This window comes from Paenibacillus sp. FSL R7-0313, assembly GCF_037969885.1.
Classification (GTDB): domain Bacteria; phylum Bacillota; class Bacilli; order Paenibacillales; family Paenibacillaceae; genus Paenibacillus.
In genome coordinates, this window is sequence record NZ_CP150219.1 from 1,837,507 (window position 1) to 1,860,322 (window position 22,816).

At 46.6% G+C, this 22,816-nt stretch carries 16 protein-coding genes; all 16 read left to right on the forward strand.

From position 1 onward, the window contains the following. The first annotated feature begins 270 nt into the window (after positions 1-270). Positions 271-1,617 (forward strand): UDP-N-acetylglucosamine 1-carboxyvinyltransferase, encoded by a 1,347-nt coding sequence (gene murA / locus NSQ38_RS08080; RefSeq protein WP_082762960.1) that lies wholly within the window; start codon positions 271-273, stop codon positions 1,615-1,617. A 469-nt stretch (positions 1,618-2,086) separates the two neighbouring features. After that, complete coding sequence (gene spoIID / locus NSQ38_RS08085; protein ID WP_339788452.1) at positions 2,087-3,427, forward strand: stage II sporulation protein D; 1,341 nt, start codon at positions 2,087-2,089, stop codon at positions 3,425-3,427. 1,033 nt (positions 3,428-4,460) lie between these two features. Further along, positions 4,461-5,198 (forward strand): M23 family metallopeptidase, encoded by a 738-nt coding sequence (locus NSQ38_RS08090; RefSeq protein WP_339788454.1) that lies wholly within the window; start codon positions 4,461-4,463, stop codon positions 5,196-5,198. Between the two features lie 170 nt (positions 5,199-5,368). Beyond that, complete coding sequence (spoIIID, locus tag NSQ38_RS08095) at positions 5,369-5,656, forward strand: sporulation transcriptional regulator SpoIIID (RefSeq protein ID WP_024632710.1); 288 nt, start codon at positions 5,369-5,371, stop codon at positions 5,654-5,656. Between the two features lie 219 nt (positions 5,657-5,875). Beyond that, positions 5,876-6,874, forward strand: a complete 999-nt coding sequence (locus NSQ38_RS08100) for a rod shape-determining protein (RefSeq protein ID WP_133386096.1) — start codon at positions 5,876-5,878, stop codon at positions 6,872-6,874. 102 nt (positions 6,875-6,976) lie between these two features. Next, entirely contained in the window at positions 6,977-7,861 is an 885-nt protein-coding gene (locus NSQ38_RS08105; protein WP_339788457.1) for a flagellar hook-basal body protein, read from the forward strand. Positions 7,862-8,501: 640 nt separating this feature from the next. Next, positions 8,502-9,341 carry a flagellar hook-basal body protein gene (locus tag NSQ38_RS08110; protein ID WP_339788459.1) on the forward strand — a complete coding sequence of 280 codons (840 nt, stop codon included), beginning with the start codon at positions 8,502-8,504 and terminating at the stop codon, positions 9,339-9,341. A 12-nt stretch (positions 9,342-9,353) separates the two neighbouring features. After that, entirely contained in the window at positions 9,354-9,578 is a 225-nt protein-coding gene (locus NSQ38_RS08115) for a DNA-directed RNA polymerase subunit beta (protein WP_339788460.1), read from the forward strand. 485 nt (positions 9,579-10,063) lie between these two features. Then, positions 10,064-10,495 (forward strand): 3-hydroxyacyl-ACP dehydratase FabZ, encoded by a 432-nt coding sequence (gene fabZ / locus NSQ38_RS08120; protein ID WP_036613058.1) that lies wholly within the window; start codon positions 10,064-10,066, stop codon positions 10,493-10,495. Between the two features lie 111 nt (positions 10,496-10,606). Further along, positions 10,607-12,328 (forward strand): phospho-sugar mutase, encoded by a 1,722-nt coding sequence (locus NSQ38_RS08125; protein WP_339788463.1) that lies wholly within the window; start codon positions 10,607-10,609, stop codon positions 12,326-12,328. Positions 12,329-12,545: 217 nt separating this feature from the next. After that, a complete protein-coding gene (locus NSQ38_RS08130; RefSeq protein ID WP_339788465.1) occupies positions 12,546-14,567 on the forward strand; it encodes a DUF5693 family protein in 2,022 nt (673 codons plus the stop codon). Further along, the gene (gene csaB / locus NSQ38_RS08135; RefSeq protein ID WP_339788468.1) at positions 14,543-15,724 is read left to right on the forward strand and encodes a polysaccharide pyruvyl transferase CsaB; all 1,182 of its coding nucleotides are present in this window, start codon (positions 14,543-14,545) and stop codon (positions 15,722-15,724) included. The genes NSQ38_RS08130 and csaB overlap by 25 nt, the downstream gene beginning before the upstream one ends. Before the next feature lie 7 nt (positions 15,725-15,731). After that, positions 15,732-16,490: a WecB/TagA/CpsF family glycosyltransferase gene (locus NSQ38_RS08140; RefSeq protein ID WP_339788470.1), complete on the forward strand. Its 759-nt coding sequence runs from the start codon at positions 15,732-15,734 to the stop codon at positions 16,488-16,490. A 373-nt stretch (positions 16,491-16,863) separates the two neighbouring features. Continuing rightward, positions 16,864-17,991 (forward strand): MraY family glycosyltransferase, encoded by a 1,128-nt coding sequence (locus tag NSQ38_RS08145; RefSeq protein ID WP_036612523.1) that lies wholly within the window; start codon positions 16,864-16,866, stop codon positions 17,989-17,991. A 163-nt stretch (positions 17,992-18,154) separates the two neighbouring features. After that, complete coding sequence (locus tag NSQ38_RS08150; protein WP_339788472.1) at positions 18,155-22,054, forward strand: S-layer homology domain-containing protein; 3,900 nt, start codon at positions 18,155-18,157, stop codon at positions 22,052-22,054. Between the two features lie 205 nt (positions 22,055-22,259). Continuing rightward, positions 22,260-22,601 carry a hypothetical protein gene (locus NSQ38_RS08155; protein WP_076332560.1) on the forward strand — a complete coding sequence of 114 codons (342 nt, stop codon included), beginning with the start codon at positions 22,260-22,262 and terminating at the stop codon, positions 22,599-22,601. Positions 22,602-22,816 lie beyond the last annotated feature (215 nt).

Below are 22,816 nucleotides of genomic sequence, written 5' to 3' on the forward strand. Positions count from 1 at the left end.
GGTTCATGCCGGCTAATAACCATCCCACTCTGTCTGTTCTGATGCTCTGCTGGCTTGTAAGACACTAATTTTACATGCTGAATAGCAAGATGCACGGCACATGGTATCATTGATATGGATTATAAAAACCAATTCTTTTCTGAACAGACATCTGTGGCAATATGCCAGAATATGTCGAAATTCCACACACAGCAACAGTCCTTTCTAGCATAGTGGGGCTTACGTATTCCGGAATGAAGAAAAGGGAATAAAAGCGCGGAGGGAACCATGATGAGCAAATTTATCGTCCGCGGTGGCAAAAGGTTGACCGGAAGTGTCAAAGTTAGCGGCGCTAAAAATTCTGTTCTTCCGATCATCGCTGCCTCTCTCTTAGGGGAAGAAGGACAAAGCGTTATTATTGACGCGCCTCCTCTAGACGATGTGATGACGATTAACAAGGTGTTGGAATCGCTGGGAGCGGGAGTTACATACCGGGACGAAGTGATTACCGTAAATGCGGAGAAACTTACTTCCTGTGAAGCCCCGTATGAATGGGTAAGTAAAATGCGGGCGTCTTTCCTGGTCATGGGGCCTTTGTTGACTCGAATGGGTCATACAAGAATCTCACTTCCTGGTGGATGTGCCATCGGTACACGGCCTATTGATCAGCATTTGAAAGGTTTTGAAGCCATGGGCGCAGAGATCAGCTTGGGCCAAGGTTATATCGAAGCTCGTAGCCAAGGACGGTTGCGTGGCGCGAAAATTTATCTGGATGTGGCTTCCGTAGGTGCCACTCAAAATATTATGATGGCTGCAACATTAGCCGAAGGTGTAACTGTTCTGGAGAACGCGGCAAAAGAACCTGAGATTGTGGATCTTGCCAACTTCCTGAATGGAATGGGTGCCATCGTACGTGGTGCTGGTACTGGAGTGATCCGCATTGAAGGTGTGGAGAAACTTACAGGCGTTACACACACAGTTATTCCGGATCGGGTAGAAGCTGGTACGTATATGGCTGCTGCTGCAATCTCTGGTGGTGACGTGTACATTGAAGGTGCAATCTCGGATCATTTAGGCTCCGTTATCGCGAAGCTTGAAGAGATGGGTGTAACAATCCAACCGGATGAGAATGGCGTGCGTGTAATCGCAGATCGTCCTCTTAAGGCTGTGGATGTGAAAACATTACCATACCCAGGATTCCCGACAGATATGCAATCCCAGATGATGGCACTCTTGCTCGCATCTGAAGGAACAAGTGTCGTGACAGAGACTGTTTTTGAAAACCGATTCATGCATGTGGATGAATTCCAATTGATGAATGCGGAGATCAAAGTTGAAGGACGTTCGTCCATCATCACAGGTAATGCCAAACTGAAGGGTGCCAAAGTAACGGCTACCGATTTGCGTGCGGGTGCCGCACTCATTATTGCAGGTCTTGTTGCTGAAGGTACAACGGAAGTGGGCGGTGTTCATCACATCGACCGTGGCTATGTACATCTCGCTGAGAAGCTTAACGGACTTGGCGCTGACATCTATCGGATCTCTGTTGATGAGCCTAAGCTTGAAGCAACCAAAGCACCTAGTGAAAAAGTGGAGAAAGAAGTACCGATGTTTAAGGTGCAACCAACTTTGGCTTAACACTGGATTGAATAGAAAAAATATGGTCCCCCTATGATGAGTCACACAGTTGTGTGGATTATGAATGCGAAGGAACGTATATTGTAAAAAATGATAAAGCTAAGCCATCTGGCTTGGCTTTTTTTGTGTTTACTTTTAAGAAGACAACGAGATATTTGATACCTGATTCTATTAATAGCTGGTCCTAACTTGTATAGCATAACATCGTATTCTGTATCGATTCTGAACCAAATGAAAGAGCGAACTTTATATAGGGTGTCGGATCCAGCTAAACACCGGTATTCAGCGACAGATCAACGTTTCTAAGAGGTACATAGCAAAAGAAAACAGGAAATTAAACAGAACGAATAGGGCCTCGTTTCTCTTAAATTAGGTTCTATCAGATCAAGCCAGCTCATAACCTAAACTATGGATTTGAACAACACGACCGGCACATGACCGGCCATAGATAACGGAGGGTTATATTCGAATGAAAGAAGCTCGTGTACAGGTAAAGGTCCCCCTTGTCCCTCGTCCAGGTATGCAAGAGCCGGAGGGAAATACCGTTTCTAGAGTGGAAAAAGACAAGCCTGCCCCATCGAACCTGAGGACTGTTCCATCACAGCCTGCAAGATTATCCAATCCAGGACGGGTGTCGACAGATGAACTGAACCGAAAGACAACCGAGCATATTCATATACCTGTTATTGAGCTGGACCAGTTCCGCCGTGTGAAGCGTCGTCGAATGCGGACATTTGGACGAAAACCCCGATGGGGAAGAAATACGACGCGATGGCAACCTGCTGCCGCTGTATCTGCCTTATTGGCAATGGCGTTGCTGATTCCGGTAATTTTGGTATGGCCGCGGACAAGCGAATCACCAAAGCCGATCCCTGCTCCAACAGATTCAAGCAGTACAAGAACCCCAGCTCCTGCGCCAGCCGTTCCTGTTACCTACCCTGAACCTAAAGTGCGCGTATACCTGTCTGCAACGGGCACAACGATGAATCTGCCATTGGAAGACTATGTTACCGGGGTTGTGGCAGCTGAGATGCCGGCTGAATTCAGACTGGAGGCGTTAAAGGCGCAGGCGATAGCAGCTCGCACATTTATCGTGCGAAGACTTGCTGCTAGTGATACAAGCGGTGTTCCATCAGGTGCGGCGGATGTGACGGATACGGTCAGCCATCAGGTGTTTATTCCGCCAGATCAGGTGAAAGCGGATTGGACGCGTCTAGGGAAGGCAAAGGAATGGGAGAAGCTGCAACAGGCTGTACGCGAAAGTCGAGATACGGTGATGACCTACCAGGGCAAGGCAATCACTGCATCCTTTTTTTCCACAAGTAATGGGTATACCGAGAATGCCGAGGATGTATGGGGGAACGCTGTGCCGTATCTGCAAAGTGTAGACAGTCCGTGGGACAAAAATCTGGCACCAGGATTCAAGCAGACCGTTACCATGAAGCGTAATGAGATTCTGCAGAAGTTAAACCTGGATGCCATTCCGGTTACCGCTCAGAAGGGTGGATCGTGGATGGAAGTATTGTCTACAACCAAAGGGCATCGGATTAAAGAAATGCAGATCGCAGGTGAAACATTCAGCGGACCCGAGGTCCGTAAGTTGCTTGGATTAAGATCCAGCCAGTTCAGTTGGAAGACCACAGGTGATGAGGTCCAGATTACAACGTTCGGGTATGGGCATGGGGTTGGCATGAGCCAATGGGGAGCAAACGGCATGGCGCAGGAGGGACACACGGCCACCCAGATTCTCAAACACTACTATACCGGCATTTCATTCGGACAGGCATCCAAGATGCTTGCAGCGAAGTAGGAGAGATGAACACGGATGGATAAAGCGAAATAATTCGAATGGATACGAAAGTGTGTGAATGTATGCAAATGTATGGGGATGAGAGCAGTTTAGGTTTGGAAATCATCAGACTCCCCATATACCATTGGCGCGCTAACGAATCTGATAGATCTTATTAGGCGTTATCACAACGAATGAAAATTCTAACGAATCTCAGACACGTTATATCACGACATACCACCGAACTGATCCATTACTAGCGCCCAAAAGAGTAATTAGCGTGTCTACGGTTCGTTAAAATTCCTAAGCCACGATTTCCCCGCCAATAAGGCCGCCTGAGTTCGTTAGAATATTTTATTATCTAATCATTAGCAAAATTGAGGGTGCTGTCATTCACTACATGTTCATTCGCGATAAGCAAGCTGAACCAAAACCAAAATCAGAACGTTGAAATCAATTTTCCAAGCCCTAAGGTTAAAAAAATGATTTTTGTTCCCTGTATACCGGGTAACTTCTAACTATACTGTAACCATTCATGATTCAGCTTCTTTCAAATCTAGATGTTAAATGGAACAGTCAGTAGTGGGGCGCCTTGTCTATCTCTAATCTCACATCTCACTTTAAAGAACCTGGGCGGTTAAATCTGCATTATCCAGTCACAACCTATATCATTTTGCTCTCACCGATAATTGCACTTCATAGAAGGATTGGCCTCTACAACCAATCCGGACCAGTCTACCAACACCCATTCCGGAGCTTTCGAGATTAGGCTATATATGCCGAGAGTGCTAGCGTATGGAGAGCGCAGGGGACAGAAAAGACCTGTAGAAGCGAAGCGCCCGCCTTTATCACCGGATTTCTCCCTTGGGAGAATATAATCAGGAAATCCGGGGAGAACAGCCGGTCGAAAGGTTTTCTGGCCCCGAAGCGGCGCACGCACTAACCACTCACCCCTCACATATATAGCACTCTCTGAAACCTCCGTGAAAATAATTAGAGTCGCGCGTGTATAAAAGAGTTGCACCCGGTAACACTTGTTACTGAGGTGATTAAGATGAATGAACAAAACAAAAAATCAGTCCAAGAAGAAACTCCTAAAACAACTCAAGGAGTACCGGCTAGTCAGCCCTCTTCATGGAAAAGAGCAATGTCCAAACGCTGGGTCTTCCCGGCAGCCTACATCGCAGCAGCAGGCATTATACTAACCTTAGTGTGGGTCTATCAGGGCACAGGCGACAAAACGCTGAACTCGGACCCTGCTAGCGGGGTAGTAGAAACAGGCGCATCGGCGGGTACAGAAGGAACAGCAGTAGGCGAAGAAGAAAGTGTGGAAGTTGTTGCAAAGTCGGAGAATTTTGTATGGCCGGTAGCGGTACCGTCCGAAATTTCGGTAGTGAAACCTTTCTATGATAGCGAAGCTTCAACCGAGGAACATGAAGCGGCGATGGTGCAGTACAATGATACATTCATCCCAAACACGGGTGTGGATCTGGCACGTGGGGATAACAAAACATTTGAAGTAAAAGCAGCGCTAGCCGGTAAAGTTACCCGGGTGGAGCAAAATCCGCTCACAGGTCAGGTTGTGGAAATCACACACAGCGATAACCTGAAGACGGTATACCAAAGCTTGGCAGACGTCAAAGTGAAACAGGACGACGAAGTGAAACAGGGAGATGCGATTGCATCCGCTGGCGTCAATGAATTGGGTAAAACGCTTGGCAACCACCTTCACTTTGAAGTGTACGAAGACGGACGGCCGGTTAACCCGCAAGGATATCTTCCGGAAAAATAAATGAATTTTACCGCAGCAACATGATGGGCAGAGGGTTGAACCTCTGCTCTTTTTGTGCTTTTCAGAAAATAATGGGACCTTCGAAGCTTGTCACACCTCTAAACCGCGAATATATAGGCATGCTCCTCATATAATGTACCAAACTATCCACACAGTAGGGAGGCGGGAGCGTGCACGATTACATCAAGGAACGGACCATCAAAATTGGTCGCTGCATTGTTGAGACGAGGAATACGGTCCGTACCATAGCCAAAGAATTCGGCGTGTCAAAGAGTACTGTGCATAAGGATCTGACGGAGCGTCTGCCGGAAATCAACCCTGATCTTGCTGACCAGGTGAAACACATTTTGGAGTATCACAAGTCCATCCGCCATTTGCGGGGCGGTGAAGCGACCAAAATTAAATACAAAAAAACGAGTGGCAAGAAACGTGAGGTGTTGGCTTCCGCCAAATCGTAAGCATCTTCACAAAGACGTAGGCCAAAAAGCTCACACATGCATTGAATCCCTCCCCTGAAGTATGATATGTTAAAAGCTGGTACAGGATCGAATTATGACATCTTATCAGCCCGATTTTTACATATATATGTTGCACTTTGTCGAACGAGCGGTGACGTGATAAGGGACTCTTTTTCACAGGATACGCTGACCAAATAATATCACTTTGGGGGCTCTTTTATGTTTAGCAAGGATATCGGTATTGATCTTGGCACGGCGAACGTGCTTATTCACGTGAAAGGAAGTGGGGTTGTCCTCGATGAACCTTCCGTCGTGACCATTGAAAGAGATACGAAGCGTGTCCTTGCTGTTGGGGAAGAAGCGCGTCGTATGGTGGGGCGTACTCCAGGTAACATTGTTGCCATTAGACCGCTGCGTGACGGCGTTATTGCGGACTTCGAGATTACAGAAGCGATGCTCAGACATTTCATTAATCGTGTGGGTGCAAGAAGCTGGTACAGCCACCCTCGGATTCTGATCTGTGCACCAACGAACATTACTTCCGTGGAGCAGAAGGCCATCCGTGAGGCGGCAGAACGCAGCGGTGCCAAAGAAGTGTTTCTGGAAGAAGAGCCGAAAGCGGCAGCGATCGGTGCGGGAATGGATATTTTTCAGCCGAGCGGCAATATGGTCGTGGATATCGGCGGCGGTACGACTGACGTTGCAGTCCTTTCTATGGGCGACGTGGTCACCGCCTCTTCTATTAAAGTCGCAGGGGACAAGTTCGACGAAGCCATTATCAAGTTTATCAAAGCCAAGTACAAGCTCATGATCGGTGAACGGACCGCTGAAGATATCAAAATTGCGATTGGTACCGTACATCCGGGTGGACATCAAACGGAGATGGACATTCGCGGACGCGATATGGTATCCGGTCTGCCGGTTACCGTAACGGTATCGGGAAATGAAGTACAGGAAGCACTCTGGGATTCCGTACAATCCATCATCGTGGCAGCGAAGTCGGTATTGGAACGTACACCGCCTGAATTGTCCGCGGACATTATCGACCGTGGTGTTGTATTGACTGGTGGAGGTGCATTGCTGAACGGACTGGACGAGCTTTTGTCCAATGAATTGCATGTACCGGTATGGGTGGCGGAAGATCCAATGCACTGTGTCGTGAAGGGGACAGGCATAATGCTTAATAATTTGGATCAGGTAGTTAAGAAAAAGTTCTAATCTGCCGATATAAATAGCAAAGGTTCGCCATGCTCGGAAAGCAGAACGGACAAGCAGCCAACCTGTGATGCAGGTCAAGCGCTTGAGGAGAGGGGTTAATTCATGTTAAGAGGTCTGTACACCGCTACTGCGGGAATGATTACGCAACAACGCCGCCATGACACAGCAACACAGAATATCGTAAATATGAACACCACGGGATACAAACAGGTGAACAGCGTAAGCCGTTCCTTCCCGGAAATGCTCATTACTTTGGTAGGCGGAGATGCAAATCTTCCAACAAAGCGGCTGGGCAAGCTGAACACGGGGGTGTTCGCGGAAGAGAGTTTGTCCATGAATTTGCAGGGGACCATTATGGAGACTGGGCAGAAAAATGATTTTTCGATTTCATCCAATATGTCGGTCAATGATCCGCAGACTGGACAACCTGTCCCGTTTGACGCATCAGGCAAATTTGTACGGGCCGATGGCACGGTAACTTACCAGCCTCAGGCGTATTTTACAGTTCAGGATGCAGAAGGTAACACCAGATATACTCGCGATGGTCACTTCGAGATTACAGGAACGGGACAATTGCTGAGCTCAACAGGTTCACAAGTGTTGGATAATAATGGACAACCTGTTGTGTTGACAGGTTCCGTAGAGCAATTTAAAGTGGATGAGCAAGGCCGTTTGGTGGATGCAGCAACGGGTGAACCAACAGGGGTTACTCTTGGCATCAGTGTCATTGACCAGCCGAATCAACTGGTTCGTCAAGGTGATGGCAATTTCAGTCTGAGTGATCAAAATGGGGCAACAGCCCGGATGATGGCTGCCGGTGATAATGTGCAGATCCGTCAAGGTTACCTGGAAGGCTCCAATGTTGATGCTTCACAGGCAACGGTTGACATGAACGCCGCATTCCGTGCGTATGAAGCAAACCAGAAGATCGTACAATTCTACGACCGCAGTCTGGATAAAGCCGTCAATGAAGTCGGGCGTGTATAACGCCGACGTTTAAATATAACCGCGCAGCGGAGAGCCAAACGTCCTTTGTGCAGCAAAGCAGAGAGGCTCACGTGAAGCGCAAACTAAGCGCAGCCGAGCTTATGCGAGGATTGCGTGGCAGTACCTGAGCGAAGCGACGGTCTCGACAGCCCTTTGCGGAGCAAAGCAAGGAGAGACCCCGCGGAGCGCAAGACCCTAGACGCATCCGAGCCTATGCGAGGAATGCGTAGCAGTACCTGAGCGAAGCGACGGTCTCGACAGTCCTTTGCGAAGCAAAGCAAGGAGAGACCCCGCGGAGCGCAAGAGCCTAGACGCAGCCGAGCTTATGCGAGGAATGCGCAGCATTACCTGAGCGCAGCGACGGTCTCGACAGTCCTTTGCGAAGCAAAGCAAGGAGAGACCACGCGGAGCTAAAAGCCGCATAAAGAGCGTGCCGGGTTATGATTCAGCCATGTGAAACTATGGCGTTAATCATAGCGCGGCAGTCGCGGCGCACACACACCACCGCCACTTAGCAAGATCGTACCCCACTTACCTAATCCGCCTGTTTCGGGAGTCCAGAGGGCAGCGCCATCTGGGGCCCTCCCTACTAGGGAGGGTTTGGGAGGGTGGACAGGACACAAGGGAGGGTATACCACCAATGAATAATTCCATGATTAGTGCCAAGGTTTCCATGACTGCCATACAGCAGCGTCTGGATGTCATTTCCGATAATATTGCCAACGTGAATACGGCAGGCTATAAGAGCAAGCAGGCGGCATTCGAGGATGTGCTGACCCGGGTTCAACAACAACCGGACAAGTACAAACTGGATGGACGTTCCACACCGATGGGATATAACCTCGGTTTTGGTGCTCGTTTGGCAGATGTAACGAAGGATATGTCTCAAGGCCCCATGAACGAGACTGGCCTTCCGACCGATCTGGCGATTGAAGGAAATGCGATGTTTGCAGTTGAAGCGAATGGGGAGAAAATGTGGACACGTCAGGGTGCATTTCATTTTGTACCTGATACAAGACCTAAGCCTACTCCGAATTCACCTGATATGATGGTGATGGTCAATGGCGAAGGCCACTTTGCCCTGGATCGTCAAGGCAATCGTATTACGGCACCGAATAATAGCAAAGTTGCTTTTGATGAAAATGGCAACCTGTTAATCCGACGCGGTAATGCGGCAAATGCAACCATTGGAGCACAGCTGCAAGTGGTAGACATTGAACGCCCTGAGGGGCTCGTACAGTATGCGGATAACCTGTTTGGACTGGATGCGGGATTAACCGAGGATGATGTGTTTGGCGCTAATGCAGCTACACGTCAAGCGGCTGCCTTGATCCGTCCAGGATTTCTGGAGCAATCCAATGTGGATCTGACACAGGAGATGTCTTTGCTTATGCAAGGACAGCGGACATATCAGCTGGCGGCAAAGGCGCTAACATCAAGTGATTCCATGTTGGGTCTTGCCAACAATATGAGAGCGTAAAAGGTGAATGTGATGACAGAAACACAGCAGCAGAACGGTAAGCCGGAGAAAAAGGAAGTCAAGAAGAAGAAGAGTGGATGGCGCATCGCAAGATGGTTCCTGGTTCCGGTCCTGCTTGTTCTTGCCCTCGCTGGCGGAATGGTAGCTGGATATGTGGTACTGGGCAAACAGGATATCGGTTCCGTATGGCAATGGAGTACATGGGAACATGTATATAATCTGGTGTTCGCTCCATAATGTAACGAGTTAAGCGAAAACTCCTGCTCAGGCAGGAGTTTTCTTTTTGACGTTGAAAACAGTATAATGATGGATGACGTTTGACGTCACAAAAGAGGCCTCCCCTGCGAAAGACATTCGTCATCGCGAAGAGAGACCCCTTATCTTAACCTTCACTACTGCAGTCATGAAGGATATAACTAGTGTTAACCGAAAATATGCTTTCCATACAAAATTTAAAATTAAAAACCTTTTATATGAGCTTCGACTTTGTCATGTGGGGGTTGACCTTGCAGCACCGAAGTAAGTGGAGGGAACGGAATCGTTCAGAAGAAGCAAAGCGCTCGCCTTTGTCACCGAATTTTGACCTCTCTGAGGTTGATCAAAAAAATTCGGAGACAACAGCGATCAGAGGGACGATCCGTAACCGTAACGACCACCGTAGCGCTAAGAGTCAATCCATGATGAAGAACGCTCATATAAACATCCCGAGAGGAGATTACACTGTGCTCGATATCAAACAGATTCAAGAAATCATCCCGCACCGCCCCCCGTTTCTGCTGGTGGACAAGATTCTAGAGATTGAGGATGGCAAACGTGCCGTTGGTTTGAAAAACGTAACCATTAACGAACCTTTCTTCATTGGTCATTTCCCAGAGTATCCGGTAATGCCGGGTGTACTGATTACAGAAGCGCTGGCACAAGTTGGTGCAGTAGCTATTCTGAATTTGGAAGGAAACAAAGGCAAAATCGGCTTTTTGGCGGGACTGGACAATTTCCGATTCCGTGGACAAGTTGTGCCCGGAGATACGTTGATTCTGGAAGTGGAGATTACACGTCTGAAGGGTTCTATCGGTAAAGGTAAAGCAACTGCCCGAGTGAACGACAAAGTGGTCGCTGAAGGCGAGATTATGTTTGCACTGTCTGACCCAAGCTGATTACATACGTGAGCACTTACATCATGCAGGAACGTAGACGGACCGAATGATGCAAGATGCTGAAGTAACTCAGCACACCTGAATTTATATAGACGGAAGGGGTTTATCGGAATGGAACAGTTAAGCACAGCAGCAGCAGAGACGTTGCAGCAATGGTTGGAGGATGCTTCGATTGATGAAGCAACGAAACAAGAGCTTCGTGACTTGCAGGATCAGCCGAAAGAGCTGGAGGAGCGTTTTTATAGAAACCTGGAGTTTGGTACAGGGGGATTGCGCGGAGTCATTGGTGCCGGAAGCAACCGGATGAACCGTTACACCGTAGGTCGGGCGACGCAAGGATTTGCGCGTTATTTGCTTGAGCAGCATGGTGACCAAGAAGGCAAACCTTCTGTTGTCATAGCTCATGATTCCCGTCATTTCTCACCTGAATTCACACTGGATGCTGCGCTTGTACTGGCTGGAAACGGCATTGTAGCCAAGCTGTTCCCATCCCTGCGTTCAACTCCTGAGTTGTCATTTGCGGTGCGTCATCAGAAGGCAACTGGCGGAATCGTTGTAACAGCGAGTCATAACCCACCGGAATATAACGGATACAAAGTGTACAATCATGAGGGCGGTCAATTGGTACCGGATGAAGCGGAAAAAGTCATTCAGTACATCCAGGAAGTGCCTTCCCTTGCTGACGTGAAGAAACTGACGCAAGAAGAAGCAGAAGCTCAAGGGCTCCTGATCTGGTTGGGTGAAGACCAAGACCAAGCGTTTGTGGATACCGTAGCAAGCCGCAGTCTGAGCCGCGAACTGATTCAATCCGGCATAGGCCGTGATTTCAAAATCGTTTACACACCGCTGCACGGAACAGGCAACATCCCTGTACGTCGCGTGCTGGAGCAGATCGGATTCGAGCAAGTGCACATTGTGGCTGAACAAGAACAGCCGGATGCTGAGTTCTCTACCGTGAAATCCCCTAACCCGGAAGAACGCGAAGCGTTTACGCTTGCGATGAAGCTGGGAGAATCCGTGGGCGCTGACATTCTGATCGGTACAGATCCGGATGCAGACCGTATGGGTGCTGTCGTGAAAGACAACGATGGCAAATATTTCGTCTTGTCCGGTAACCAGTCTGGTGCCATTATGGTACATTACCTGCTCAGTCGCCTTCAAGAGACGGGTACATTGCCAAGCAACGGTGCGGTTGTCAAAACAATCGTAACAAGTGAGATGGGTGCTGTCATTGCTGAACATTACGGTGCAGAAGTGATGAACACACTGACAGGCTTCAAATATATCGGTGAAAAAATGAACCAGTTCGAAGCAACAGGCAGTCATACATTCTTGTTCGGATATGAAGAGAGTTATGGCTACCTTTCCGGCAACTATGCCCGTGACAAGGATGCTGTCCTTGCCTCGATGCTAATTGCTGAAGCAGCTGCGTATTATAAGAGCCAAGGCAAGACGCTGTATGATGTCTTGCAAGAGCTGTACAACCAATTCGGATACTTCTTGGAGAAGCTGGAGTCCCGTACGCTGAAAGGTAAAGACGGCGTGGCTCAGATTCAAGCCAAAATGACGGACTGGCGTTCCAATCCGCCACAAGAAGTAGCGGGAATTGCGGTACAAGATGTGCTGGACTATTCCCTTGGTCTGGACGGTCTTCCGAAGGAGAACGTACTGAAGTTCATTTTGGAAGACGGTTCATGGTTCTGCTTGCGCCCTTCGGGAACAGAGCCGAAGATCAAAGTATACTTCGCCGTGCGTGGAGAAAACTTGGAAGATGCGGAAAGCCGGATCGAACGTCTGGTGACTACAGTGATGTCGCGTGTAGACGCACAATAATACGAATGCAACAATGAGCAAGAACATGAGAAGGCCTCTCCGCACCGTAAGGTTGGTTGGCGGAGGGGTTTTTCTTTGAAATAATATTACAGCTGGATCTAGCATATAAGAAGGCTTGTTGACACAAGCTGTTTGTAACCTATTGTATGAATGTTAAATGAACGAATTACTTGAGCTGAACGTGCATTTGGTTCCAACACTTGAGGAGGTACATGTAGTGCGTCAAAAATGGCTTTATTGGAATAACGCTTCTCGGAAGTGGTTGTGGCTCGTCGTTATTATCGGTCTGGTTGCGTCCATCCCTGTCATCAGTGATCGGGTGCAGACAGAATCTTCTGCCAAAAAGGTGGAGCTTGTCTTCAACTATAGAGGTCTGCTGGATATCTCTGCGTATCAGGCACATCCGCAAGATTTCATGAATGAACAATTGACTCGTCTAAAAGACGCAGGCGTAACAACGATGGCAGTGTTCGAAAGTACATTGGACGAGCTAAGAAAGACACGCCGACTGATGGTGTACAATGGCCAAGATCTCGCGAACTTGACCAAAAATGTGATTCCTTCTAATGAAAATTACACGTATGTGTTATTTACATCGGAGGAAAACGCACAGACGTATACCCCTATTATTGAACAAACGTTCGCTGATCGGCAGATTCCGGTAGTACCATGGGAATATGAAGGTCGTAGCGGCTTAATATTGCAGACTCCTCCGGAGAATGCCAACATGCAGCCTTTGCAGCCCGATCCGGTTGCCGTGAAGATGCTGCGTGATAAAGGGTTCTACATTTTGCCGCGGATCTCGGACAGTGTGCCATACAGCCAGGAATCGATGGAGCGCTTGCTTACCTTCTTCGAAGAGAATGGCGTAAAGCGCATCTTGTTTGATGGTGATGCTGTGAAAGGGTACAATGATAATGCAGAGATGAAAAGTCTCGACCAATTTGCACAGTTGCTGAACAAGCACAATATTGGTCTTGCAGCCATCGAGAACTTGAAGAAACCGCAGTCTGGATTCCAGACCCTCGCTTATAAAACAGATTACAACGTTACGCGTCTGTACTCGCTTAGTGATGGAGATGCCAACCTGGATGTAGACACGATTGCTGACCGTTTTGTTCTCGCAACCAAGGATCGCAACATTCGTATGCTCTATATGAATGCATCGCCAAGCCGGAATACAGCAAAGGCTATGATTACAGATCCAATTGAGAATCTGATCAACAGCCTGGGTGAGCCAGGTCATGCGGTAGAACGCATGGCGAAGCATGGATTCGAGCTAGGACAAGCTGAAGCATTCACAGTTAAGGATTCTTCGATTCAGCGTTATGCCAAGCTGGTTGCTCTTGTTGGTGCAATTGCCATGATTGCACTTATGGTTTCTTATTTTATCCCACTACTGACCTTGATCGCATTTGTAGTTGCACTGGTGGGCAGTGCCGGATTGTTCCTTTTGAAACCAACGCTGCTGGAGCAAGGAATTGCCTTGCTTGTGGCCATAGCGGCGCCGACCATAGCGATGGTGCTGGCCGTTCGTACAGTGAACTATCAGCAGCAGCGTCAACCCGACGCATCTGCGGGTCGTCGTTTGAAACAGACATTAGTTTTATATGTAAGAACGTCAATTCTGTCGTTCCTGGCGGTACCTTTTGTCATCGCATTGCTTAACAGTATTACGTACAGTCTGGTGATTAACCAGTTCCGCGGCGTGAGTCTGTTGCACTTTGCACCTATGGCACTGGTAGCGATCTATATTGTGTTTTACCGGGGTGCGGGTTCGTTCTCCATTAAACAAATTAAAAATATCCTTCGTACACCGATTACCGTTGTGATGGTTGTGCTGGGACTTGTTGCTGCCGTTGTTGGATATTACTATTTGAGCCGTACAGGCAACTCGGGTTCGGTAACACCATTTGAGATGTTCCTTCGTGTTGTGTTGGAAGATACGTTCGGTGTACGTCCGAGATTCAAAGAATTTATGCTGGGACACCCGCTATTTATCGTTGGCGTGTTCGCCGCTTTAAAATATCGTAAAGTCATCTTTGTGCTCATTATTGCAGCGATTGGACAATTGTCCATGGTGGATACGTTCGCGCATATCCATACGCCGGCTGTATTGTCACTCATTCGTGGAGTGATGGGATTGGGACTTGGCTTAATCTTCGGTATCATTGCTGTGGGTGTGTGGCAAGTAGCGGAAGGATGTTGGAAAAAATGGTCACCACTTCTCAAAAGTTAGTCATCTCGGGGTATTACGGATTCCGCAATAGCGGAGACGAAGCGGTGCTAAAGTCGATTTTGACAGCGCTGGAAGAGGAAAGCCAAAGGTCGAACATAACGATTGAACCTATTGTTCTCTCAGGTGATCCCGAGTCGACAACCGCCATGTACGGTGTCCGCTCCGTGCATCGTATGAAATTGAAGGAAGTCCGTGAAGCACTCAAGGAGAGCGACGGGTTAATCAGTGGCGGAGGAAGTCTATTGCAGGATGCAACTGGACTGAAATCCATTCCTTATTATCTGGGTGTAATCAAGCTGGCCCAGTGGCTGAAAAAACCAACGTTTATCTATGCACAGGGGATTGGCCCTGTGAATCGTAAAATTTTTAATCCGATGATCAAATCAGTCTTTAAGGCCTGCACCTATGTATCCGTTCGGGATGAACAATCGGCGGATTACCTGCGTGGGCTTGGATTACAGTGGAATCAGATCCATGTTGTACCCGACCCAGTAATGGGCTTGCCATTACCTGAAACAAAGTCGAAAGCTGTAGCAGGCTCTACTTCAGCAGATGCTGTTAACCAGGCTAATCGAGTGGAACCTTCAACTGAAGGACGTACCAAGCTTCCTGTGATCGGCGTTTCGGTACGTTTTTGGGAGTCAGACCGGAAGGAACTTACGGCTATTGCCGCAGGATTGAAAAAGCTGTGCTCCAAAAGAGCTGTGCACTTGCGTTTTCTGCCATTTCACTTGCCAGTTGATGAACAGGCTTCACGATTCCTTATGGAAATGCTCGGTGATGTGACCAGTAAAGGCAGTGAGATTAGCATCACACAGGACCTGACCGATCCTCAGCTTATGCTGGAGGAAGTCAGCAAGTGTGATCTCGTCATCGGTATGCGTCTGCACAGTCTGATCTATGCGGCTTCGCAATATGTGCCTCCGGTGGGCATCTCGTATGATCCGAAAATTGATCAATTCCTGCTTCGTCTGGACAGTGAACCAGCAGGAAATACGGATACACTCGATGGCGACAAACTCGCGAAGACTGTTGTTGGATTGCTGGATCAACGTTCACAGTGGTTGAAGGAACATGAAGAAGGCATCACCGAACTGAAGCAGGAAGCCAGAGTGCCTGCACAGCAGATTATTAACTATTTAGGCCGCAAAGGATGAGATAAAGATGAGTCAGACCGGATCAATACCTACCGTTTCGATCTACGGCATTCCTTTTTCCAAACTGACGATGAAAGAAACGGTGAAGGTTCTTCAGGATGCTGTGCTGTCCAAGCAACCACACCAAGTCATTACAGCTAACCCGATTATGGTTATGGCTGCACTGGAAAATCCCGCAATCATGGAAGTCATGCAAGCTGCGGATTTGATTGTTCCTGATGGAACAGGTGTCGTATGGGCTGCAAACTATTGTGGAGATCCTGTAGCTGAGCGTGTGCCGGGTTTTGAGCTTTTACATGAATTGCTGCGTGTTGGAGAAAACTATCGATGGGGCGTATATCTGCTGGGTTCCACCCCTGAGGTGATTCAAGAAACGGCAGTTCGGTTACAACAGCAATATCCGGCGATTCGAATTGTGGGTTATCGTGACGGTTATTTTGGTCCGGCTGAGGATGAACAGGTCATTGCTTCCATTCGGGAAGCGGCACCTGATCTGTTGTTTGTAGCACGTGGGGCCGACACCCAAGAACCGTGGATTCACAAATACAAAGATGCACTGCAAGTTCCCGTAACCATGGGCGTTGGCGGCAGCTTTGATGTGATTTCGGGTAAAACCAAACGTGCACCTATCCTGTTCCAAAAGTTAAGACTGGAGTGGTTCTATCGCTTGTTGCGTGAACCAAGCCGGGCTGGCCGGATGCTTGCGCTTCCGAAATTCGCTGTTAAGGTGATGCGGGACAAAGAAAACGTGACGAAAGTCCGTTAAAAACAGGTAATTGCGAGATAAATGCGTGTTTTTGCTAGAAATTGAGGATGGCTTTTCGGGTGGGATCGGCGTATAATTCATTCCGGATTACATGTGTGCCACTCAAATGAAACTTTAAGTTGCACGTTGCCACTTCGATGTCAGAATAACCTTTTGATCGCTGTTATCTCTGGATTTCTTTTATCCACCTTTACAAGGTTGAAATCCCGCGATAAAGGCGAACGCTTCGCTTCTACAGGTTATTTCTGCCCTCTCCGTTCTGGTGCAAATGGCATTTCATCAAAAGTGACTAACAATAATTTTTTATATATAAAAAGAGATCAGGGGATTTATAATTTCGTACAGGTATTATAATTGGGGGTCGAATGTTCAAATGGTAGCGATCTTTATCATTGGATTTATCGTGTCAATGGGACTGGCTCTTGCCCTGACACCACTTGTCAAAAAGTTCGCAGTCCGCATTGGCGCAATGGATACGCCGAATGCACGTAAAGTACACACACGGATCATGCCACGTCTTGGTGGTCTGGGGATATTCCTGGCCTTTATTATTACAGTTGCCGCATTGCTTCCTTTTGTATCGGCATGGTTCACAACTCGGGACATGAGTTTTGTCAGCGCATTTCTGATTGGTGGAACAATTATCGTGCTGATCGGAGCACTCGATGATCGGTTTGAACTGTCGGCCAAAGTGAAGTTGCTTGGTCAGATCGTTGCTGCTTCTGTCGTTGTATTCGGATTTAATATCCGGGTAGATTTCGTTAACATTCCTTTTCAGGATTCCTATTCTTCACTCGAAGCTTGGGTATCCATTCCGCTGACGATCTTATGGATCGTTGGTGTAACCAATGCGATTAACCTGATTGATGGTCTCGATGGTCTGGCAGCCGGTGTATCTGGTATTGCAATTGGTACCATTGCCGTGATGTCCTTCCTAATGGGTAACATGATGATTGCCTTGATGTGTCTTGTATTGCTGGGTAGTATTATCGGATTCCTGTTTTTCAACTTCCACCCAGCCAAGATCTTTATGGGAGATACCGGATCGCTATTCCTTGGTTTCTCTCTGGCGATGCTCTCTATGCTCGGATTCAAACAAATTGCTATCGTGTCCTTTATTACCCCGCTGATCATTATCGGTGTGCCGCTCTCGGATACCTTCTTCGCGATTATCCGTCGTGCAGTACAGCGGAAACCGATTTTCGCACCGGATAAAGGTCACCTGCATCACTGCTTGCGTGAACTTGGATTCAGTCACCGTCAGACGGTACTGATCATTTATGGAATTGCCGCATTCTTCGGAGTTCTGGCGATTATCCAATCGTCCGCTGCCATGTTTGAAGCGAACTGGGTAACATTCGTGGTCATCTGTATCATGATGTTCTTCCTCCAGGTGGGAGCAGAAGTCATCGGACTTGTTAGCAAAACGAGAAGACCGGTTATTAACTTCCTGATGCGCATGCGCGTCAAGCTAAATCCGGAGACCCGTTCGAAATCATAAATAGATAAATGTAATGGTTACAGCTATTCTTGAATATTATTCCAGACCCAACCTTATCCCTTGTGGATAAGGTTTTTTGTTTATTTTGAGGTTTTTACTAAATAATTGGAACCTTTTGCCGATATATAAAGGTAACTGACTTAAAAAGAGGAGAGATGATTGAATGCAACGTACGAAAAAGCCGTTAATCTGGCTGATGATGGTGGCACTGGTTGTATCTCTTATACCAGCTGGCCTTGCACCAGTCGCATCGGCGGCGGGACAGACGAGTTATTTTACTCCTGATAATACAGCCAACGTTCCATTGAAAAGTACAGTAGGACTCAAAATGACTGGAACAGGCTCTGATGTTCTTTCTCGTTCGACTGCTTTTGTGGTAACTAGCGCGGAGCAAGCTGTAACAGGTACGTTTACGAATGTTACTGGCTCAACGTTGGGTGCCAACGTACAGCTATTGAATTTAAAAGATGGAACATGGGTTCCAGATAGTTCAAGATTAGCACCAGCTGTTGTCACAGTTGATCCTAATCGACCGGATAATCGCTTTAACGCAACACTTACCTTGTTCCCCGGAATGAACAAAGTGACGTTTACCGGCTCCCAAGGCCCAAGTGAGCGTTCCGAAAGCTTTTATATTTTGTATGACTCTGTACCCTACATTGAGAAACTGCAAGTTTTGGGTGGAGCGGATAACCTCGATCTGAATGAAGGATCGCAGGTTGTTGTGGATACGGGTGATGTGACGATTCAAGGTGTAGCTCACAACTCCTCCAAAGTAACAGTAACACTGAATAATGGTGAGGCTTTACCAACATCTTTATCTACACAAGATGGTACATTCTTCTCACCAATGCTTCGATTAAAATCAGGTAAGAATGATCTGGTTGTAACGATTGAAAGCGGAGTAGACAAAAATAAATTCACGTATTCTCTGCTCTACTATGATGAAGAAAATCCGTTCTCTCAGCTCGATCTGAAAGAGGGCGCGGATGGGCTGTCTCAGAGCATGTTAACTGATCGGCCTACGTATGGGGGGGATCCTGCACAAGCCAGTGTGATGGTTGAATTGCTTTTGCCGGATGATAAAACCACTGCTATTCCTGAAATTTCTGTGGATGGTACGTTGACTAGCATTGTTCCCAAGATTGAACCTATTCCTAGTGTGGGGATCAACACACCTTCATATTCTCTGTTTTCATTCGAAATTCCATCTTTGAAGTTTACAGAATCAACAATTGGCACACCTCCAGTCACCTCGATTGATTCTTTACAGAATCATTCGTTGACTGTCAAATATGGAAAAAACACTGCGAGTGCAAACATGAATTTTCAATATCTTGAGAACGAAACGGTAATTACGGATTTAAGATACCTTAAAGACTACAGCGGTTCTGGCGTTGCACCAGAAGGGGTACCACTTTCAGGTTCTAGTGTCACTTCTGCAGATTTCTATATCCTCGTAGAGACTAGCAGAAATCCTAATGGAAGCTTGTTGACAGCGGAATATCTTCCAAGGAGCACAAGCCCAATTGAACTTTCACCAACGCCTATACAGGTATCTCCAACGAAATATATTTATCAAATTAAAGGTTTCAAAAACGGAAATCAAACCGTTCAGTTTAAATTTACTGGATCAAAATCAAGCAAAAACGCAACGATCTCATTTGCGTCCAAAAACTATATTTTTGTGAGCAACCTGACGGATGGCCAAACATATGATATGAATTCCAAAAAAACAGATAAATTGTTGCTTGAAGGTAAGTACGTTGATTTTGCTACATTAGATAGCAACTACTTTGTAGCAGAGATTTTTGCGAACGGGGTTAAAGTGTATTCAACACATCCTGTAGCGAACACTAAGCAAAAACAATTGACTTTGGGTGCTGATGGAAGTTTCAAGGATGTTGAGATTGATATCGATGGAGACACAGGACCATTATTCTTTGGGGAAAACCGTATTGTATTAACGGGAACAGGGACTGGAGATAAAGGCCAACTGAATGAAGTAACTAAAGAATTGCGTATTTACATCAATGATAACAATGTATCTACAATCAACAATTTTCAGCCTGCACCAAGTAAAAATCGCTCGACATTCCTTGATCCATATAATCCGGATGACCAATGGGTGAAGAACCTGTTTAACCTGTCCACGGATTTCACATTTGCGGACAAGAAATATACGACCAGCCTGAAAAACTTTGACTTGGCTATCCGTGGTGCAGGTGCGACTCGAATGAGCTTGAGTATGGGTACTCAAACGATTTTTGACTTGAACATACCAGATGGATCGGCAACTAATACAACTTGGCAAGATCCAATAATCTCTCCTGAGTATGCACTGAACAATGGTAATGTTATTGTGGATCGTTCCGGAAGTCAGAAGGACTTTGTGGTGCGGTTGAGAGACTTAAAAGCTGAGACACCAGGAACATACATCTACACACTGGATTTGTATAATAAAACAGGTGCAAAAACGAGCCAAAAAGTAGAAGTGGTCAGAGAAGCAGCGGGTTATCGCATCTTGGCCCCACGTCCTACTTCAGGCAGTCAAATTGTTGTAAGCAAAAACTTTGTTCATTTTGATATTGAGGCTGAAGGAGCTACTTCCGTTGTTATTGATAAAGAAACGGCTAAAAAGCTTCAAGGCACAGAAACAGATCGTTTTGCTTTGGATTATGTTGGGCTTAAGGCTGACAAAGTGAATAAAATCAAATTGACGATTGATCGCAATGGTGTCAAAACAAATGATACAGTGGAAGTGTACTATACAAGCAACACAGGTGTTGACTCTCAGTATATGGCGCCTAAGGTAGCCAACAAATATTCAGCATTCAATAAACAGCTGGAACTGAGTTTCCCGAAAGGCACGGTAATGCAGAGCACAGACCTCAGCGGGATTGCTAAATTCTATCCGAACAACAAGCTGTTGTTTGGTATTGCTGATCCGAACACAGGAATTGTGGAGCGGAAGAACGACTATGGCAGCATCGTTGGTTTCAGAACAGAAGCAGAGGATCCGAATCCATTAAGCGTTCCCGATGACTATTATAGAAGGTTCTCCGCAATTGTAGGGGACTCGGTCAACTTTAGCCCAATTTCCGAAATTTACTGGGTAAGCGGCGGCCTTGGGGAGTCGGGTACAAGAGGAGATAATAATTACAAAGAGCCAACGAATGGAATTGGCCCCTATACTGTAGATTCGTTATACGGTAATCCTTTGACGCCTGCAGAGCGAAAAATCAAACCGTCACAACGGGGTACATTAACTCTTGCTTATGATCCGAATGTAGTAGATGATGCTGGTTCAACAATCTCTGTATTTTATTATTCTCCAAGCAGAGAGTGGAGACGGATTGGCGGCGAAGTGGATTCGAAGAAGCATACAGTGACCGTTCCTTTTGATGAGTTTGGTTATTATAAAGTAATGAAGCTGAGAAGAAGTTATAACGATATTACGAACCATGGGTGGGCAAGAAACATTCTAAATGCACTCTATGCTAAAGGATTCATGGCTCCATTGCGCTTTGAACAATTCGGTACAGATGACCGTACATCACGTGGAGAGTTTGCAACTCTTCTTGTGAAAGGTCTGAATTTACCAATTACGTCCGATAGTAGAAGAACATTTACGGATGTTGCACCAGGTACAAGTTCATTCACATGGGATTATGACAGTATCGAGACCGCAGCAAGAGCGGGTATCATTACTGGCTTGACAGATGGTGTATTCGGACCGGATCGTCCGCTGACACGCGAACAGGCTGCAGTGATGATTGCACGGGCACTAGAACTGAAAATGGCTGCTAATGATAGCAAACTTCAAAGTGCCCTTGCGAAGGCATTCATCGATTCCGGCAGCATGGAGAGTTATGCTGGACCAGCGGTACAAGCTGTGACCAAAGCCAAGATCATGGAGGGTTCTCCGGTTACAGTGGCTGGACAGAAGAAGCCACAATATGCATTTAACCCGAAAGGTAATCTCACGCGTGCAGAAGCAGGTAAAATTGCTGTTGAATTACTGAAAAAGAGCACAAAAGTATTCCCTAAAAACTTAAGCTAGTTTTGAGATGAATTGATGAATTTTAGGAAGGACCTGTCCCTCATACTAAAGGGGCGGGTTCTTTTTATGACTGTGTAGCAACTGATATAGAACTCTTTTATAATAGAAGAAATCTGTTTTTTACCAATAACTATTTTTGTAATTTGCTAGAGATTAAGATACAATAACGGTAAATACACAATGATCTAGAGGGTGAAGTTAGCTAATGAAACCGATTTATTCGAGAGCCCAATTGGGTTACATGAAGGCAAAGACACAGTTCGAGAAGCAGGCAGTCATTCTGGAGAAAAAGTTGGAAGATACACGTAAGACAGAGGAGATCTCTCAGGAAGTAATGGAAGGACTTGTACAGTCAACTGGTTTCCATGATGCGTATAACAGTCTGGTTCTGGCCGAGAATGAATTGATTGAATGGTCTCACACCACGATGAAGCATGAGAAGACATACCGGGAGAACAGACAACCAATTGACGATATGTATCTGAGATTGAATAGTGATCCGAATATGCGTGCTCAGATTATTGAGCTAGCGATGAAGATCCGCTAAGTTATAGTCACTTATCCAAGAAGAGGGCCCTTAAGGGCCCTCTTCTTTTATTTTTAATTTTGTAGAATTTGTCGCTTCATCGTGGAAAATAACGGGTATAAATAAACGTCTAAATCATTTCTTACACATGGTGATTTCGAACAAAGCGTCATAAATACATCTGCATTAATGGTTTTGAACCCGTTATAGACCCGCACTGCATCAATACATAAATA